This window comes from Paenibacillus sp. SYP-B3998, from assembly GCF_010820665.1.
Classification (GTDB): Bacteria; Bacillota; Bacilli; order Paenibacillales; family NBRC-103111; genus Paenibacillus_E.
In genome coordinates, this window is record NZ_JAAIKC010000010.1 from 95892 (window position 1) to 112651 (window position 16760).

19 protein-coding genes and 1 tRNA gene are annotated in these 16760 nt (G+C 47.1%); 7 read left to right on the forward strand and 13 right to left on the reverse strand.

The annotated features are described in order from the left end of the window. Window positions 1–42 precede the first annotated feature (42 nt). Entirely contained in the window at window positions 43–1110 is a 1068-nt protein-coding gene (locus tag GK047_RS21855) for a helix-turn-helix transcriptional regulator (RefSeq protein WP_163951709.1), read from the forward strand. Between the two features lie 7 nt (window positions 1111–1117). Here the strand turns inward: GK047_RS21855 and GK047_RS21860 are convergent, their stop codons facing one another. Then, entirely contained in the window at window positions 1118–1483 is a 366-nt protein-coding gene (locus GK047_RS21860) for a hypothetical protein (RefSeq protein ID WP_163951711.1), read from the reverse strand. 81 nt (window positions 1484–1564) lie between these two features. Beyond that, window positions 1565–1652 (reverse strand) — tRNA-Leu (locus GK047_RS21865). A 145-nt stretch (window positions 1653–1797) separates the two neighbouring features. On the opposite strand from GK047_RS21865, the gene GK047_RS21870 reads away from it, so the two are divergent. Then, a complete protein-coding gene (locus tag GK047_RS21870) occupies window positions 1798–1977 on the forward strand; it encodes a hypothetical protein (protein ID WP_163951713.1) in 180 nt (59 codons plus the stop codon). A gap of 58 nt (window positions 1978–2035) precedes the next feature. Here GK047_RS21870 and GK047_RS21875 read toward each other — a convergent pair whose 3' ends face one another. Together GK047_RS21875 and GK047_RS21880 are read right to left on the reverse strand one after the other, a co-directional pair. Continuing rightward, window positions 2036–2818: an adenosylcobinamide amidohydrolase gene (locus GK047_RS21875; RefSeq protein ID WP_346010377.1), complete on the reverse strand. Its 783-nt coding sequence runs from the start codon at window positions 2816–2818 to the stop codon at window positions 2036–2038. A 61-nt stretch (window positions 2819–2879) separates the two neighbouring features. Further along, the gene (locus tag GK047_RS21880; RefSeq protein ID WP_163951715.1) at window positions 2880–3137 is read right to left on the reverse strand and encodes a hypothetical protein; all 258 of its coding nucleotides are present in this window, start codon (window positions 3135–3137) and stop codon (window positions 2880–2882) included. 165 nt (window positions 3138–3302) lie between these two features. On the opposite strand from GK047_RS21880, the gene GK047_RS21885 reads away from it, so the two are divergent. Continuing rightward, entirely contained in the window at window positions 3303–3620 is a 318-nt protein-coding gene (locus GK047_RS21885) for a hypothetical protein (RefSeq protein ID WP_163951717.1), read from the forward strand. A gap of 101 nt (window positions 3621–3721) precedes the next feature. On the opposite strand, the gene GK047_RS21890 is transcribed toward GK047_RS21885, so the two are convergent. Together GK047_RS21890 and GK047_RS21895 are read right to left on the reverse strand one after the other, a co-directional pair. Then, window positions 3722–4048: a hypothetical protein gene (locus GK047_RS21890; protein WP_163951719.1), complete on the reverse strand. Its 327-nt coding sequence runs from the start codon at window positions 4046–4048 to the stop codon at window positions 3722–3724. Window positions 4049–4128: 80 nt separating this feature from the next. Then, window positions 4129–4698, reverse strand: a complete 570-nt coding sequence (locus GK047_RS21895; RefSeq protein ID WP_163951721.1) for a xanthine phosphoribosyltransferase — start codon at window positions 4696–4698, stop codon at window positions 4129–4131. Window positions 4699–5011: 313 nt separating this feature from the next. Here GK047_RS21895 and GK047_RS21900 point away from each other — a divergent pair, with 313 nt between their 5' ends. Next, window positions 5012–5719, forward strand: coding sequence for a DUF4309 domain-containing protein (locus GK047_RS21900; protein WP_163951724.1), 708 nt, complete (start codon window positions 5012–5014; stop codon window positions 5717–5719). A gap of 64 nt (window positions 5720–5783) precedes the next feature. Here GK047_RS21900 and GK047_RS21905 read toward each other — a convergent pair whose 3' ends face one another. Further along, a complete protein-coding gene (locus GK047_RS21905) occupies window positions 5784–6392 on the reverse strand; it encodes a VTT domain-containing protein (RefSeq protein WP_163951726.1) in 609 nt (202 codons plus the stop codon). 139 nt (window positions 6393–6531) lie between these two features. Between GK047_RS21905 and GK047_RS21910 the strand changes: the two genes are divergently transcribed. Further along, window positions 6532–7566 (forward strand): YkvI family membrane protein, encoded by a 1035-nt coding sequence (locus GK047_RS21910; protein ID WP_163951728.1) that lies wholly within the window; start codon window positions 6532–6534, stop codon window positions 7564–7566. Here GK047_RS21910 and GK047_RS21915 read toward each other — a convergent pair. From GK047_RS21915 to GK047_RS21935, 5 genes are read right to left on the reverse strand one after another with little or no spacing between them, the layout of a single operon-like run. Further along, complete coding sequence (locus GK047_RS21915) at window positions 7504–7935, reverse strand: hypothetical protein (RefSeq protein WP_163951730.1); 432 nt, start codon at window positions 7933–7935, stop codon at window positions 7504–7506. The two genes, GK047_RS21910 and GK047_RS21915, sit on opposite strands and share 63 nt — an antisense overlap. A gap of 38 nt (window positions 7936–7973) precedes the next feature. Beyond that, window positions 7974–8255 (reverse strand): hypothetical protein, encoded by a 282-nt coding sequence (locus GK047_RS21920; RefSeq protein ID WP_163951732.1) that lies wholly within the window; start codon window positions 8253–8255, stop codon window positions 7974–7976. Window positions 8256–8310: 55 nt separating this feature from the next. Then, window positions 8311–11559, reverse strand: a complete 3249-nt coding sequence (locus GK047_RS21925) for an AAA family ATPase (RefSeq protein WP_163951735.1) — start codon at window positions 11557–11559, stop codon at window positions 8311–8313. Next, window positions 11556–12839: a metallophosphoesterase family protein gene (locus tag GK047_RS21930; protein WP_163951737.1), complete on the reverse strand. Its 1284-nt coding sequence runs from the start codon at window positions 12837–12839 to the stop codon at window positions 11556–11558. The genes GK047_RS21925 and GK047_RS21930 overlap by 4 nt, the downstream gene beginning before the upstream one ends. Before the next feature lie 12 nt (window positions 12840–12851). Then, window positions 12852–13976 carry a glycosyltransferase family 4 protein gene (locus tag GK047_RS21935; protein ID WP_163951739.1) on the reverse strand — a complete coding sequence of 375 codons (1125 nt, stop codon included), beginning with the start codon at window positions 13974–13976 and terminating at the stop codon, window positions 12852–12854. 171 nt (window positions 13977–14147) lie between these two features. Between GK047_RS21935 and GK047_RS21940 the strand changes: the two genes are divergently transcribed. Together GK047_RS21940 and GK047_RS21945 are read left to right on the forward strand one after the other, a co-directional pair. Next, window positions 14148–15284, forward strand: a complete 1137-nt coding sequence (locus tag GK047_RS21940) for a GGDEF domain-containing protein (protein ID WP_205516913.1) — start codon at window positions 14148–14150, stop codon at window positions 15282–15284. 1 nt (window position 15285) lies between these two features. Next, window positions 15286–16056 (forward strand): hypothetical protein, encoded by a 771-nt coding sequence (locus GK047_RS21945; RefSeq protein WP_163951741.1) that lies wholly within the window; start codon window positions 15286–15288, stop codon window positions 16054–16056. Window positions 16057–16126: 70 nt separating this feature from the next. On the opposite strand, the gene GK047_RS21950 is transcribed toward GK047_RS21945, so the two are convergent. After that, window positions 16127–16423, reverse strand: a complete 297-nt coding sequence (locus GK047_RS21950) for a DUF6509 family protein (protein WP_163951743.1) — start codon at window positions 16421–16423, stop codon at window positions 16127–16129. Between the last annotated feature and the right edge of the window lie 337 nt (window positions 16424–16760).

The following is a 16760-nucleotide window of genomic DNA, read 5'->3' on the forward strand; positions in this document are numbered from 1 at the left end:
TTATTAATATAGCCCGCGATGAGAGGCGCAAGGAGGCCGAATATGCATGCAAAAATGGAACCCGTCAAAGCCGAACTGTTGAGGCTTTCCGAGAGCACAGACTGTTCATATGTTTACAGGAGAGCGCTTGTGAAGTTGTTACGGCAAGTTGTCCCATTTGATGCCGCTTGCTGCACCACCGTCGATCCCGAAACGTTGCTGTCCACGGGTTCTGTGACGGATGAGGATGTTGAAATCATCCACGACCGCTTGTTCGAATACGATTACTTAAGAACGGATTATATTCCTTATCGGGAGTTGGTGCAGGCGGTCGATTCGACCGCGACATTAAGCGGAGCGACGGAAGGCGAGCTGACGAGAAGCGCACGTTACAGGAATGTGCTCTCCCCTGCCGGCTTCAGCGATGAATTGAGGGCGGCACTGAACTACAAAGGGGTATGCTGGGGATATTTGACGTTATTTCGCCGTGTCGGGCACCCGTCATTTTCAGAAGAAGAGCGTGTCTTCATCTCTTCTCTCGCGCCGGCCATTGCATTACGCTTACGCGAATCGGGCTTTGCAGCGCCTGCTGAAATCGAATTGGAACCAGAGTTGGAGCCTGGTATTCTAGTGCTGGGCGAAAGCCTCGTCACGCTATCGACTAACGCGATTGCAGACCGCTGGCTGTCAAGGTTGCGAGAACGGGAAGGCATCGACGATACCGTACTCCCAAGACCCGTCAGAACAGCCTGCTTCCGGGCATTGTCGGCCTTACCAGATGCGCCGTCGTCGGCAAAAACTTGTGTCCGTATACCTGGGTATCGCTATCTGACGATTAGGGCGAGTAAATTGTACGGATTGGAGGACTCTCCACGTCTTGGCGTAACGTTTGAACCGGCCGGATCGGCAGATACGCTGCGCCTCATGGCTGAAACCTGCGGGCTGAGCGAACGCGAGAAACAGATTCTCGATGCGCTCGTCAGGGGCATGTCCACGAAGGAGCTCGCGCTTTCATTTCATATTTCCGCCTATACGGTGCAAGACCATTTAAAATCCATCTTTGTCAAAACCAAAGTATCAAGTCGCAGAGAGCTCGTCTGGCGTTTGTTCTCCCGCTTAGGTGTCGTATAAGTTTCTTCTACTCAAAGCAGACCAACAAGAATACCCATTCAACGAACATTAGAATGGTCAATATACATCCAATTGGTGCAACTGGCAGTACGAAATTTTTGTGGAACAACCGGATGATGGCCCGCAACTTGCACATTTCCCTGCTCGCAGAGGAACGCCTTTGGGTCGAGCCTCGATCATCCAAATGCTTCGGCATTACTGCCGCAATGCCAAGCTGATTGGCGTTCGCGGATCGGCGCATACGTTTTGCCACACGATGGCGAAAAAGTTTCTGCTGAACGACGGCAGCGTCTACGCTCTGCAACGTATTTTGAGACACTATATGCTCGAAATAACCCGGCATTACGTGAATCTGCTTCAAATTAACCTTCATGCACAGCACGAAAAATGGAGTCCCAACCCTATCAACAAAAAATAAACTCTTCGAATTAATCGAAGAGTTTCGCTTTAAGTATGGTGCGGTCAAGAGGACTCGAACCTCCACGGGGGGTTAGCCCACACGGACCTGAACCGTGCGCGTCTGCCAATTCCGCCATGACCGCGAGCTGACTCATAAGCAAATCATCATAAGCGGCGACAAAAATAAATATAGCATGCGATTTCCAGTCCAGTCAATCAGATTTTTCACGCAAGTCTGCATATTTCAATACGATTTTCCGCAAGTTAAACCCAAAGGAGGGATCATTCATGGATCAAGAAGAAATCGATGCATTAGAACCTAAGTATACAGGCAATAAACGAGATCTTACCGAAGGAGAGGCCCAAGCCATTGTGCATGATCCTAATCATCAAAATGAAGACGAGGATAAAACGGATCTAGGAAGTCTTGCGGCCGCGACGGCTTTCGGCGTTTTTCGCAGAACTTGAATTTATCGCTCCACACTGCGCAGCAAATCAAGAAGCCTTACTGTGTCCACCTATCGGATCAGCAAGGCTTTTTTTCATACAACTGCGCTGACTGCATGATAGCTTCATAAACAGTCCTTCCAATCAGGTACCCTAATTGGGTAGCCGTACCGGCATAGCTATGTAATCGGCCTCTGCCCGTCGCGGCAATGAGAACGGCATCGGTTGTTGTGCCCGTAGCGGGTAGCCCATCGACCTCAATCCCTAGAGCTTGAAGCGCGGCAGACTTCGCTTCCGTGGCTGTGATGATGCTATTCACCATGGCTGCATCGGTTAAAATTCCATTGATAATCACGATACAATTAATCGTGCCGGGGTAGAGAGAAGCTGCTGGAAGCTCCGCGCCTGCTCTTGCTTTGTTCCCTAACCCTACGGTGACCCAGGCGTTAACTTGAAGCTGCTTTTGCTTTTGCTTTTGCTTTTGCTCTTGATCTTGATCTTGATCTTGTGCTTGCTCTTGCTCTTGTGATTGCCCTTGATCCTGTCCTATTGGAGATTGAAGCTCAATTTGGTCCAAAGAAAGAAAGCTGCACCCAACATCCTTCACAATAGCAGCAGTAAGCATACCAGCGATCTCAGAGGGAGACATTCCTTCTCTAGTGATGAATTCATTCATCTCCGTAATGGGGTCAGCCGCCTGATAATGCTTGTCTACTTGCCGATTCATCAGACTTGTGTGAGAACCAAAGCCTCCGCCCCATGGCGAGGAATTCAACGTGCGTAGCGGTTGCTCGCTTCGAATCAGCAGGTACGTTCCCTTGCGGGATTCAACGATTTGCATCGTGAGGCCAGTGATCGACACCCCCTCCCCCCTTACCCCTTATCTTATTTGAAATCCCACCATCTATTTATTTATCATCTTGTTATTCATCATCATCTTGATCTGGTTCCACAGGTTCTTGGGGGAGCATATATTCAGGCGGTCTTTCATCGCCATAAGGTTGATACACATATCCGCGACGAAGCTTAACCACTCTGCGGTTTTTTTTCCTGATTAATACACTCTCATCGTCCCAAGCGACAACAATACCTCTTACATCATTAGTTGGACTTACATCACGGATAACGCGAAGCAGCGTACCCTCTACCCTATATTGATCTAATTGTTCTTCCGTTATCATCTGTCCTACCTCCTGCTTGTTATTTACATAAATTAGCCTTATTTATCCCTTTAGCATACACCAATTTCAGAACAGTTGAAACTTACATAAATCATGACTACTCAGGTTAACTTAGTAATAAGGAACTCAGATTTTCATAAGATCTTATCCTGGGAGGCTCACTTCGTGGAAAAAAAACCATATTTTATTAACGTCGGTACGGGAGAAGTCCTTGAAGATAAAAAAGCATTAAATTTCGAATTTGAAATCTTGGCCAGTGAGGAAGACATCGACAAACTTCAAGAACTACTGGAAGAAACGGACAATTCCTCACAAGGCAGCTATGCAAGCTCTTGGTTACCTTGGAAAGTATACTATTCCAACGAAGCTAATCAAGAATATGATTATTACTTGACAGAAGTTTATCGCACTCTACATCAGTTAGGAACCGAAGAGACAAAACGTCACATCGAAAGCATGCATATACTGGAAAACGGAGTTTAAGCCCAAATGTATAGCACACTAGCTTTTTGAAAATAAGGCGAACTGAGAAAAAGGCCAATGAATCTAAGGATTCATTGGCCTTATATTATATGGGAATGCAATTAGCTTACATGTTCCTTGGAATCGTTCGTTTCGAACCACAAATCAAGGACCTTGCTGGACATTACGCGCTTCTGAATATATTCCGCTTGCGCCACGGAGAATTGCTCTTCCCATTCAATCGAAAGCTCTGTGCATAGCTTTACAACTGTCAATAATTCAGACCAAGCCACATAGCGTTTGTACCAGAAGAATTGAGGATGTTCGATCATATAGGGATAAAGATCATCAAACTCTGTATGCTTACAATCAAGAGCACGTTCAAAGTGAGTTTTCGCTTCTCCCAGCTTCGTCATAAAATATTCAGATGAACCATTTTCAATACCCATAGATGTCAGCCTCCTTCCTTACCTAGTAATCATTATAAAGGATAAATCGCTTTCAGGGAAGGCGTAGCACAGATGAAAAATCAATCAAAAGTAACTTGACCATTTGCCAGAGAAGCAATACGTGCCAAGGATTCTACGCGAATACCGCGTTCGCGGATCGATCTGCCTCCCGATTGGAAAAGCTTCTCCACCGCTATCCCGCATCCAACAAGCTCAGCTTCCGCTTTCTCAATAATCCTGATCAGACCGCGAGCAGCATCCCCATTGGCGATAAAATCATCGATTAGCAGCACGCGCTCCCCTTTCTTCAATAAGTGTGAGGATACCATAATATCCGTTACAATACCTTTGGTAAATGAAGGGACTCGTTCGCTATATGTGTCCTGATCCATTGTAAGCGTCTTTTTACGACGTGCGAAGACCATTGGAACATTCAACTCTAAGGCTGTAGTTAAGGCAATTGGAATGCCTGAGGATTCCACTGTCAATACTTTGTCAGGTTTCGTCTCTCTGAACAATCTGGCAAACTCTTTACCCATCTCCATGATGAGCACCGGATCCACCTGATGATTCAGAATGGCGTCCAGCTTAAGCACTTGATCCGATACGACGACACCCACTTCTAAGATCCGCTGCTTCAAAAATTCCATTTTGATGACCTCCACGCCTATGTATTATGAGTAAGTTACCATATTGCTCAAGTAGGTTTCAAGTCCCAATTTGTTGATTTAGGTCTTTTGGAGTGAAACTTTTTTGAGGAAAGCGATGTCTATATACATGTAATGCTTAAAAAAGGCCGCCTTTGCCACATAAGAATGGACTTCCGAAGAAATTTCGTCCCTTTTCATGAAAAATGCCCACATTTGCTCACATTTAAGCATTGAGATTGACAACCATAAAGGATTATGATTAGTAATGTTGCGTTTTCACTCTAAACTTATTCAGCAGAAAGGAAAGATGACGATGAACAAACCTTTTAAACTTATCGTTCTTGGCTGTGTACCAGTCGCGTTCGCTTCACTTCTGGTAGTTGGCTGCCAAAAGTCATCTGTTCCATCCGCACATTCTCCTATAGAGTCACCTGCCTATGAGCAGTCAATGACACAAGAAAGCCGTCTGCCCGTAGCGGTATCGCCAACGTCAGTACCAACAGCGACACCAGATGACAAGGCCAAGCATGAAGCGCAAGTGGCAGGTTCTGCGAAGTCAGATTACTCGGATATCCCGAAATCCGCTGCAAGTGCAAAGCCAACAGCTAAGCCAAAAATTAAAGCCGAGGATACCTACAAACAAGAGAATCCGACACTAATGGGTCTCAAGCTTGGCGCGGCAAAGACTACGGTATTAGATAGCTTTGGCAAAGCGAAGAAGCAATTTGTGATGGACGAAGATGAAGATGCAATTCAAGTCTATGACTATTCTGACTTTTCTGTTGGCTTCAACAAGAAGGATCAACTCGAGTTCGTCGATGTTCATTCTGTTGATATCGATCCTGGACTTCGTGGACTAAAACTCGGACAAAATATGCAAGATGTCATCACAATACTGGGCAAGCCGGATGCCAATACAACATACGTGCTTTCTTATAAGTCACAAAACACGATTCTTAAGATCGACATTGATCCCAAAGAAAGTACGATCCAATCTATTAAGCTGTTCGCCGATCGTTAAAATGAAGCGGAAAGACCCTGTAAATCTCTAATTTAGAGATATGCCAGGGTCTTTTTTTCATACGTTAAGGAATTGCTCTGCGTTTCCTAACCCGCATATAGATCATGACCCCAACAATAGCCAAAGCAGCCAAAATCAATAAGCTCAACCCCATATATTTATGGATAAATGCGAACATCTCCTCCAAATTGCTTCCGATAAAATGACCTAATGTCAAGAATGTTGTACACCATAACAAGGCACCCGTACCCGCAAAAAATAAATACTTATAAAACTTGACCCCGCTGACACCTGACAAATAACAAGTGAAATGCCGTACTCCTGGAACGAAATAGCCAAAGAAAACCGCCCAAAGGCCGTACTTTTTAAACCAGCCCTCAGCCCGCTCGATGCGGCTAGGCGTGAGCTTGAACCATTTTCCAAAGCGATAAAGGAAAGGTTTGCCAACTCGATGCCCCAGCACATAGCTCACAATCATTCCTGTCATCGTTCCCGCATAAATAACAATCAACGTTGTCGTGAAAGTAAACGGACCCCCAGGCACTGTTAAAGATCCGACAAAGGCCATTAAAGTCTCATCGGGGACAGGCACGCCCACAATACCTGCAGATAACAAAATGTACAGCGCAATATATCCATAATGATTAATGAAATCATAAAGTGCTTCCTGCACGTAAGACACACTCCCAAATAAACATAATCCTATATCTACTATTTTACCAAAAAAAAGAGCTTGCCCCAAGTTCCTGTCATGCGCTTGTCAACGGTAACATACCTTGTACTATATCAAACGACAGAGAGAGGGGCAAACTATGCGAACAGGATCACAGATTGTCCGTGTCGCCTTTACCTATATTGGTACAGTCGTCGGAGCGGGATTCGCTTCTGGACAGGAAATCCTGCAATTTTTCACACGGTACGGCTGGATGGCCACCCTGACAATCGCGCTTTCCTGTCTGTTGTTCGTGTGGATCGGGATCAAGCTCATGCTGATGGCTCATGATCTTAAGGCAACGTCATATGAAGATTTAAATAAAGCGCTATTCGGTAAAAAAATGGGGAACTGGATCAGCCTGTTTATGATGATTGTACTCTTCGGCATCACAACGGTTATGCTTGCCGGAGGCGGCACCGTTTTCGAAGAGCAGCTTCACCTCAATTATCAGACGGGACTTCTGGTAACTTTGTTGCTTGCTTACCTTGTTTTAGCCCGGGGAATCGGGGCGATAATGACCGTAAATTCCATCATTGTGCCCATTATGCTTTTATTTAGCTCCGTCATTGTTATCTACACCTGGCACTTGCCAGGAGCAGGAAACTGGCTGCGAATCACGACCGATTATTCGATTGGAAAAATATGGTTCGCACCATTCCTTTATACAGCCTTCAACCTTGCCATGGCCCAAGCGGTGCTTGTTCCTGTGGGCGCCTCCATTCAGAATCGAGCTGATCTCTATTGGGGGGGACTGCTAGGAGGTGCTGGCATCGGTCTCCTCTTGTTGTCTGCACACTACGCACTGTCCGCGCAAATGCCGGGTATTGCTCAATATGAGATCCCGATGGGAAACATTATTACCCGACTTGGTTCCGTGCCTCAATTCACTTATCTGATCGTCATTTATGGCGAAATTTTCACTACTTTTATTGCCAATGCTTATGGATTATCCGTTCAACTGCAGCAGCGCTCCAAACTGCATCCCAAGGTTCTCCTAATCAACATCCTCGGGCTGAGCTATGTGGTAAGCCTTATTGGCTTCAAAGTGCTGTTGTCCGCCTTATATCCTCTATTTGGCGTTGTCAGCATCGCTTGGCTCGTACTGATGGTTTGGCGAAACCGTGCGCTGTAACGCACTCGATTGTATAAATCCTAGCACAACAATCAAGCGCACGAACAGCAAGAGCATGCCCATGGCCGAAATAATAATGCCGGTTAAAAGATAGGAAAAATGAAAATTCCCCACAATCGTTTTATCACGTAAAACAGCGAATAATTCAGCTAACAGCAGCAAAAGTCCAATTAAGAATAACCCTACGACCGCACAATCCATTAACGTCCATTTCGCAAAATAGCTCGCTGCAATCTGTGACTGGCTGGACGGCTTTGGCCCCGCTGCCTGCTGCTTCCAAAGCTGATGCACCATCCAAGCCGTGTAAACCGCTACGCCTGTCACAAAAATGCCTACTAGGCCTCCGAATATGGCTAAAATCAAATTCATGAGGGACTCCCTTCTCACCTGCTATGAGGTTGGATACGTTAAAAGCGTAAACTGTATACGAGAACAAGGGTCAACATAAAACAGACAAGGGGAAGCCCATATAAGAGTGGCAAAAGCAAACCGTTTGGAAGTGTGGGGACTGCTTGCCAGAGGAACCTCAAGAAAGCTTGTCCTTTCACAGACGTTGATTCTTCCAAGGCATGAGATTTGACGAGGATTTCCGCCGCTCCCCCTTCATTCAAAGCAATCTTTCCTTTTTTCCAACCTACTTGATAGGTAATCTCGCGCTGCCCTTTCTTCTTACTGCTTTCGGAATACATCCAGGCTCCTCCTTTTCTGGTTCCTCCTTTTAATAAAATCACTGTCATACAGTCTTTATAACTCAATGAGCCTATGACCAGGGAGGATTCGCGATGCCGCATCCCGTACATGACTATGACATGTAAATAAAAGCACCTGATGCCTACTGCTTACATCCGCAATAACCCGTAAACAGCTCTCCATCCGTTCCTCATCGAAATTAACGAGGATATCATCCATAACAAGCGGTAAGATTGCCTTTCCTGCGTACTCTTCTACAAGTGCGAATCGCATGGATAAATAGAGCTGCTCGGCAGTACCTCGGCTGAGCGAATTCGTATCGAGCGATTGCCCATTCGCTCTTATCGCAACGAGTCGTTGTTCGCCAAACGGCGCACGAATTTGAACCCATTTTCCATTTGTCATTTTCTCGAAATAAGAAGACGCTTTGAGGAGAACGCCCGGTTGGCGCTCTCGCTCATACACATCGCGAGCCTTCCTCAAAAGTTGAGTGGCAAAAGAAGCAATCGCGTATTGATCAACTTGCTTTTTGATCGATGCCTTAAAAGCTTCTGCTTGAAGCAGTTGGTCCGCATGTTCGAAGCCCAGCTCTAGCTTTTCAATTTCACCAGTAAGCTTACCCACCTCTGTGCGAAGTCCATTTGCCTCCTCAGCTGCCTTTAGCCTTTCGTCCTCTAAGGACTGCAAGCTCAGAGCCATATCCTCCTCACCCTGCACGTCTAAGATTTCCAAAAAACTAGCTAGTGAGCTGCTTCCGATAAGCGACTCAAGCGAAGCTTGAAGCACCTTTTGCTCTTCGATCAGCCTCATCCGCCGTTCCTGTTGGCTTTGATTCTGCCGAAGGACTTCACCATCCGGCGCAGATGCCTCGACGAATAACTCGGACAAACGAGTTTGTATACGCTGCTTGGCTTCCTGGAGAACAAGCAGTTCCTGCTCCCCATCGCGAGAAAGCTGCTCGCAATGCTGCTGTTCAGCAAGTAGGAGCAATTGCTTCTGTTCTTGCTCCTTCCAGCGTTTAAGCGCAAGGAGCGGTTCATTGCCCTTCTGCGTATCCATCCCAAGAAGGTCCGCGATCCGCTTCTCGAACAGATCGATACTCGCTTCTAGAGTTACCAATTTCGTTGCTAGTTTATGAAGCTGTCGCAGCCATTCATGCCCCTTTTCAACGGCTTGTATCGTTTCCAGAGCTGCATCTGGCGATAGTTGGGTGCTTAATTCTAGCGTATGCAGCCAAACGCGCCACTCTGTTTGAAGCTGTTCTAATTCGCCTCTTTTCTCTTGCAGAACCTCATTCTGTTCATCTTCTTGATCTTGTAGGATTTGCCGGGTTTCCTTAGCATCCAAAAGCTTTTCTAGCTTGCGTTGGAGCTCACCCCGCTGCTGCTTCCACAGCTCGGCTTCTCGCAGCCAAACATCTAGCTGAGACTGAAGTTCCTGTAACGGAAATGTATGCCCGCGCTTGTGCAGCTCCGAAGCTGCCGCAGTTTCCCGGAAAGCCTGCTGTTCACGAACAAATTGCTCCTCTACTTGTTGCTGCAATACGCGTTCCAACTGCTGCAGTTCCTCTTCTACTCGCAAAAGCTCGGAAGAGAAATTGACCGCTCCACGAGTAACTGTCTCGGAAGTTAAAGCGCGCGCTGACCGTTTCACTGAAGTTTGGCGACCTGACAATAAGATATACAAAGAAACCCCAGCAAGCAGCACAAAAGTGAGCAGCGCTGCCCCCCCATTTTTTTGCCAAAGGAGCCATGCAGGCCCAATGACCGTTAAGAGCGAGGTTATCACGACTAGACGCTGTTGATTCCTTCGCGATGTGCGTCTGCTTTGAGCAGCTGCCTCGTCAAGCAGCAGCTGATGCTGTCGCTGTTCAGCCTGTCGCTCCTTGTAGTGCTGCGCATCGCGCAAGAGCAGCTGCCAACGCGCGTAGTTTCTGGCTACATGCTGGAGTGCACCACCATCGGCTTCGCCTTCCTTAATTGTTCTTATCGTATCTGTTCTTATGCCTTTTCTATGTAAATCCAGCTCTAAGGATTGTACGTTATCTTGGACACGCACCCGCTGCTGTCGTAAGCTTTCCAGCTCCGTGCGGGCTCGAAGCTCCTCCACACGACAGTCCTGAAACTTGTCTTTATAGGACCGTACCTGCTCGCGCAGCGAAATCGATACGGGGAATGCAGCTAGCGTACGCTCCTCCCAACGCTCATCAATCTGACTCAGCAGCTTGTCCAGCTCCACGCGCAAGTGGTCTTGCTCCACGCGCAGCTCGACAACGCTGCGCTTATTCTCTTCATAGCTGGAGGCTTGCTCCAGCATGTCATTCAGCTCGATTTGACGCGCAAGCACCTCAGGCGCCAGATCGAGTGCTTGCAGTTGGCTCCGCAAGCCTAACTGCTTGATCGTTAGGCGCGTACGTTCCGCTTCCGCGCGCTCCAGCTCCGCTTCCAGCGCTTCAAGTCTCGCCGAGGCATGCTCGGGGAAGCTCGCTAGCGCTGGAAGCGCGGCCAGTTCCTGGCCGACCTGCCGCAAGCGGATCCATCCGCTTCGCGCCTTTCCGGCCAAGCTTAGCTTATGCAGTTCTGCGCGCAGCGCATCCTGCCGCTGCTCCAATGCAGCAACACGCTCCTCGGCAGAGCAGCGCTCCTCCTGCAGCCGATCGTAGTCGGCAGCGTGATCTTTGCTGCGGCGCAGCGACTGCTCAAGCCCCTCTAGCTCCTTCAGGAGACGATTGATCTCCTGATTGCGCCCGCGGGGCTTGTACAAGCCCTCGGCCTGCGCCGCCAGCTTCCGCTCAGCCTCCATGATGGCAGAGCCGCTCACCCCAAGCCCAGCGCTATACAGATAGCCGCTGATCTCATCCGTCTGCAGGGTACGCAGCTCCTGCAGCTCGGTAAGACCGAATGCGAACAAGCTACGAAAGAGGTCGGCCGATAGGCCACCCAGCAGCGTGTTCAGCAGTTCCTCGCCGCCAGTTGTACCATCACCGAGAGTAACCTTGACGAGCCCCGCAGAGGCTCGTCTGCCGCCTACACCGCTCGCGTCATAACGTTCGACGCGAATGCAATGTCCCTGTTCATCCCTTAGAAGTAAAGCCCCGCCGTGTACGCCCCCACTCACCGGATCGTAGCGATCAACTCGACTCGAGCGAGTCGGAAAGCCGAATAATACCGCACGCACGAAGCCCATTAACGTGCTTTTCCCCGCCTCATTTGCGCCATAAAACAGCGTAATCGAGCTGTCTGTGTCAACTAGCCTCTCGCGAAGACTACCGAAGCCTTCTACGTGAATGGATGTGATTCTCATTCCTTCCACCCTCCATCGCCAACTAGGAGATCTGCAGCCAATTCTTCCGCTGCGCGAAGCCACTCCCGCAACTGATCGGGATTTAATTCAGATGGCAATCCGGCGGCCGCCTTAGGCAAGTTCTGCAACGGGGCAAGTGCCTCGCTTACAAAGGTGGCTAGCGCTATATCGTCCTCTTGCAACGCCTGCGAATAGCGCAGCAAATCGCCAAGGAAACTCTTCTCTTGCAGATAAGCTTCAAAATCAATTTCACTACCTGTTCGGTCTTCAATCCCCTCGATCCAAACAAATGGGCTACGTTCCGATTCGTCCTCCCGAAACTGCGCAATCAGTTCGTCAAGCGCTCGTCCTTTGCGTAAGAGAGCGTGCACCTTGCTTCGCCCTTCTAATACGAACCGGACAACGGCGTCACGTCCATTCACATCCTGACGGAGTCGCTCCATCTCTTCGCCTAATCGATCTTTCAGTTCCTGCTCTGTCTGTAGACCTGCGACAGGAATCTGCTCATGAAACCAGCGAACCTGATCAAGTGCGTGAAAAGTCAGTTCCGCCCTCCCGTCTTCGTGAACATCTACCACATAACAGCCTCGGGCTCCCGTCTCGCGGATACTTCTACCTTGAACATTACCCGGGTAAACAATTGTCGGATGCTGTTCATGAAGGACCTTTCGCGTATGAACATGACCTAAGGCCCAATAATGCATGCCAGCGGCTATCAAATCTTGCTTCGTGCAAGGTGCGTAATTGTCGTGTCCGAGATCACCATCAACGTTAGTGTGCAGCAGACCGATTTGATAAATGCTTGTGTTATCTGCTGTGAATTGTCGCGCTAAATTTTCAGTAACCGCAGAAGTCCGATATGAAATCCCGTGAATCTGCGCAATAACGCCTCGATTCGCCTTCTCCACTTGAAATGTTTGGACCTGATCACACGCAAAAAAATGGACTGCTGCCGGCCAATCCAGCTTTGCCGCACGTCCATCCTCCGGGTCATGATTCCCATGTATGATAAAGACGGGGATGTCTCGCGCCGCCAATTGCTCCATCGCTTTCTGGAATCGAATTTGCGCGCGCAAAGACCGATCTGACAAATCGTACACATCCCCGCTGATGAGCACGAAATCTACTTGAGCTTCTATAGCTACTGTGACGAGCTCCTTAAGCGCACCATAGGTTGATTCCCTGATACGCTCACGAATCCGCTCCGGCAACGCCGACATGCCTCTGAACGGACTATCCACGTGCAAATCCGCTGCATGCACAAACCGAAGTCGTTTCATCTTTTCATGCTCCTATGCTTGATAACTTTCATAAACGCTTTTCAATTGACGCAGGACACGATTGAGGGAATAGGTCTTTTTTGCCTTCTCCCATGCCGTGCGTGCCAAATTGTATCGGAACGTTGGATCAATGATTACTTTCTCCAATGCATGACTCAACGCAAGCGAATCGCCAACAGGAACAAGCAATCCATTATGACCATGTTCGATCTGCTCTGGAATCCCCCCTACATTCGTTCCCACAAGCGCTAGCCAACACAAGGCCGCCTCTGCAAATACAGAGCCGAAAGCCTCGGCACGAGAGGGCAGCACGAACACATCGAAAAACGGCATGAATTCTTCCGGATGCAGCATGTAGCCATAAAATATCGTGTCTTCATAAATATTTTGCTCGACAGCGAGCTTCTCAAGCTCTTCTCTGCTTGGTCCGTCGCCTATAATATGTAGGACGAAGGGGAGCCCTCGTTTCTTCAAATCTCCACATGCCTCGAGCAGCGTATCCAAACCTTTGGCCGGGACTAAACGGCAGACGGTAATGAACTGTGTAACTTGATTTTCATGTGAAATCGGACGGAACCTTTTTTCATCAAAACCATTCGGAATGACTCCGATGCGCTCATTGTCTTGCACATAATCAGCTAAGTACTGTTTAAACGCATTAGACACTGTAATCATCTGATCTACTCTCGACTCAAGCTCGCTATAAATTAACGTCAGAAACTGATGCTCGATCCCATTCTCTTGAATGCGGCCATTTAAAATCAGCTCTTTCTCAAAACTGGAATGAATCGTTAAAATGACAGGCGTATCCGGGTATAATTGCTTCATAACAAGTCCTGCTATCGGATGATGCGTATGTATAATATCGTATTTCTTTGTTAGCCTAAGCTTCGTCCACCACACATAATCCTTGTAGGTCTGGATGTATTTATCTACAATCGGGTTTCCGGCATATTTCCGCCAATCGAATGTGGTAAATTCCACTTCCTCAGTCCCTTTGCCACGAATGCGCTTAGGCAGCGAAAACAATTCCATCTCCCAGCCCTTTTTATTAAATCGGTCCAATATATAGGGAACCATGGATGACACTCCACCTGGCTGTTCAGGTGGAAAAAACAATGCTTGCAATATGTTCATTGCATGAGCCCCTCTCCCAAAAACCTTGAGCTTACCTTCTTATTGTAACTGGTGTACGCTGAATAGAAAAGAGAACAGCGTTAGTCCTATCAACTCGATTCTATCCCTCGTTCACTTTTTCCTTTATAATAGAATCCATACTTGTCGAAAAATATACATCTGGAGGAGCGTATGAAAGTTGTTGATCTACTTTTCGGTGAAATGGCTTCCATTTTATCGAATATAATCGTTCTTGTCATTCTAGCTCTAATGGTTGTCGTTTCGATTCGATTATTTCTCGATCGTCGCAAAAAAGGCTACCTGTCAATGACGATTTCACTTTTAATTGTCAGTATTACTTATGTGCTGCAGCTTTATCTGAAACTAAGTGCTATTGATACCAGCCTTACCGCCTACATCCTGCTCATGCTCAAAATTATTTCCTTTATACTGGTCAATATGGGCATTTATCAATTGTACAACCGGACTAAGCGCAGACAATATGTATTTTTCTATGGATTAATCATTATGGGCTTTGTCGTATCAATCGTGCATTTCTACGTCCCTCAGCTGTATAGTGGCCCGAATCAGCAGGTTAGACTGCTGCAGGATATCGGCTTGGAGCTTTATGTTTTCGTGCTCATCTTTCTCTGCTTTTATATGATACCACCCTTTATTGCCCAGCAAATCAAGTATCAGCTAGCGCTGACTGTCTATTTTTTTATGCAAGCCGCACATCTAATAAATGCTTATATGTACAATAATTCGCAGCTCTGGTTCTCCCTAGCGGATAATATATTGCCGATTATTTATTATTTCCTGCTCTTTATGCTGCTTTTCGATCGAGTCGTAGAACTCATGCAGGCCATCTATAACTCTTCCATCACAGACGGACTGACCCGATTATTTAATCGTAAATTTTTCTACAACCGAGTTACCCAATATGTGCAGCGCCACCTCCCTATTTACATTTTATTCAGTGATATCGATAATTTTAAAAAATTGAACGATACCCAAGGACATCAAATGGGGGACGATGTGCTGAAGCAAGTGGCCCAAATCATGAAGGATGAAGCTGAGGAATGTGGAATTGCAGGCCGATACGGCGGAGAAGAGATGGTCATCATGGTAACTGATCCTAGCGTCAAAATGGATGCTTTTGCAGAGCGTGTCCGCATGAGGATTGAAACGGAAACGATTGTAACCGCAAGTATCGGCTATAGCAAGTATAAGAACGGTCTTAGCGCAGAGGAGCTCATCAAACAAGCGGATGAAGCCATGTACAAAGCTAAGACGTCAGGTAAAAACAGGGTGGTGAAGTACGCTTAATATGCAGAAATATCGCGCGGCTATATTATGGTTGCTTTTCCCCCTCGTCGGTGTGCTATTGTCTATTTTCTTGTTTCCGTTGGCTATTGAAAACAGTAAAAAACCTCATGCTTATACCTACGCAAAATATCAAGCAGCCAATGGGGTCGAGCTTCATACCTTAAAAACAAAGCCTAGCAATATTGCGCTTAAAGCAATTGATAAAAATGTCACACAAACGGGCTTGTATGGCATTAATGGTGGTTTTTTTTACAACAGCGATCTGCTTAGCATCGCTGTAACCAATGACCAGCCTGCCAAAGGCGAGGCCAATGATTATGGAACTGGTTGGTACAATACCGATGTGGCGCGCGGCACACTAATTTGGGATGAAGCGCTTCGCGCCATGTATATTCAAGTTGTGAAGCATGCAGGCGAGCTTCAGGTCACAGATCGTCATCACTATTGGGCACAGGGCGGAGTTAGTATGAAGCTTGGTGACCCCGTAGGATGGGAAGCTCAAATGATTGCCGAAGAAATGCCCGCTTATGATGAGAATCGACTCCGATCTGCTACAGCCTATGACAGCTTGGGGAATGTATGGCTCATCGTCACGCCCACGCCTTGTACTATCGAACAGTTCCGCAGCGCCATTTTGCAGAAAATAGTGCCTGGACAGCTTGTCGACGGCATTTTCCTCGATGGAGATGGTTCTTCCCAGCTTAAGAGTCGAGAAGACAAGCTGAAAGGCGATGGTCGTGAAGTGTATCAAATCCTTCAGGTTGTGAAATAAAACAAAGAGTTAATCAAGATGAGAACCCTCTTGAATAACTCTTTGTTTTTTTGCTTGCGCTTAACGACAGCTATTCGGAAGTATCTTGGAAATGTTCCTTACAAAACGCAGCAACAACGGCTACCTCATCCTCTTCTAAATCATAATCAAGATATAATTGTGTCGTTTTTTCATAGAGCTCGTAGTTCAACAGCTTTTCGCTGCCTGCTTCCACATTATAGATCGCCCTAATGTACAGGCCGCTGTCCGTGTAGAGCTCGTCATCTTCCTCAACCTCAATATCAAGCATGAATTCGTATCTCTGCCCTGTCAAAATGCCGAACGGATCTTTCACCAATTCCACCGTGTAACTCGTAATCGTAATCATCGTATTCCCCCCTTTTTTAACTGCTCCCACAAAAAAACAAACCAATTTAGGTCAGATTCTATGTTTATATGCTTCTTATCCATCTCACCATTGAAATATACTTGAACTGCCGCACTTGTGCAAATTTATATTTAGTATTGAATGGACCTCACTGGGGTCTGCTCCAATCTTCCTAGGACAGTGGCTAACCAATTCCCCATCGCTACCTTGACGTTCATTGGTTGGTTATTCCTTCTTATAAGCACTATCCCATCAACTCAGCTCCGCCATAAATGCACCAAAGATCAGATAAGTTTTTCCTTTTTCGATAAAATGTGGTAGACTTAAACATGAAAGT

Bases quoted from the DNA above. Each gene is read 5' to 3' on its own strand.
- GK047_RS21855 (WP_163951709.1), top strand. From the start codon at position 43: ATGCATGCAAAAATGGAACCCGTCAAAGCCGAACTGTTGAGGCTTTCC.
- GK047_RS21860 (WP_163951711.1), bottom strand. From the start codon at position 1,483: ATGAAGGTTAATTTGAAGCAGATTCACGTAATGCCGGGTTATTTCGAG.
- GK047_RS21870 (WP_163951713.1), top strand. From the start codon at position 1,798: ATGGATCAAGAAGAAATCGATGCATTAGAACCTAAGTATACAGGCAAT.
- GK047_RS21880 (WP_163951715.1), bottom strand. From the start codon at position 3,137: ATGATAACGGAAGAACAATTAGATCAATATAGGGTAGAGGGTACGCTG.
- GK047_RS21890 (WP_163951719.1), bottom strand. From the start codon at position 4,048: ATGGGTATTGAAAATGGTTCATCTGAATATTTTATGACGAAGCTGGGA.
- GK047_RS21895 (WP_163951721.1), bottom strand. From the start codon at position 4,698: ATGGAATTTTTGAAGCAGCGGATCTTAGAAGTGGGTGTCGTCGTATCG.
- GK047_RS21900 (WP_163951724.1), top strand. From the start codon at position 5,012: ATGAACAAACCTTTTAAACTTATCGTTCTTGGCTGTGTACCAGTCGCG.
- GK047_RS21910 (WP_163951728.1), top strand. From the start codon at position 6,532: ATGCGAACAGGATCACAGATTGTCCGTGTCGCCTTTACCTATATTGGT.
- GK047_RS21915 (WP_163951730.1), bottom strand. From the start codon at position 7,935: ATGAATTTGATTTTAGCCATATTCGGAGGCCTAGTAGGCATTTTTGTG.
- GK047_RS21920 (WP_163951732.1), bottom strand. From the start codon at position 8,255: ATGTATTCCGAAAGCAGTAAGAAGAAAGGGCAGCGCGAGATTACCTAT.
- GK047_RS21925 (WP_163951735.1), bottom strand. From the start codon at position 11,559: ATGAGAATCACATCCATTCACGTAGAAGGCTTCGGTAGTCTTCGCGAG.
- GK047_RS21930 (WP_163951737.1), bottom strand. From the start codon at position 12,839: ATGAAACGACTTCGGTTTGTGCATGCAGCGGATTTGCACGTGGATAGT.
- GK047_RS21935 (WP_163951739.1), bottom strand. From the start codon at position 13,976: ATGAACATATTGCAAGCATTGTTTTTTCCACCTGAACAGCCAGGTGGA.
- GK047_RS21940 (WP_205516913.1), top strand. From the start codon at position 14,148: ATGAAAGTTGTTGATCTACTTTTCGGTGAAATGGCTTCCATTTTATCG.
- GK047_RS21945 (WP_163951741.1), top strand. From the start codon at position 15,286: ATGCAGAAATATCGCGCGGCTATATTATGGTTGCTTTTCCCCCTCGTC.
- GK047_RS21950 (WP_163951743.1), bottom strand. From the start codon at position 16,423: ATGATTACGATTACGAGTTACACGGTGGAATTGGTGAAAGATCCGTTC.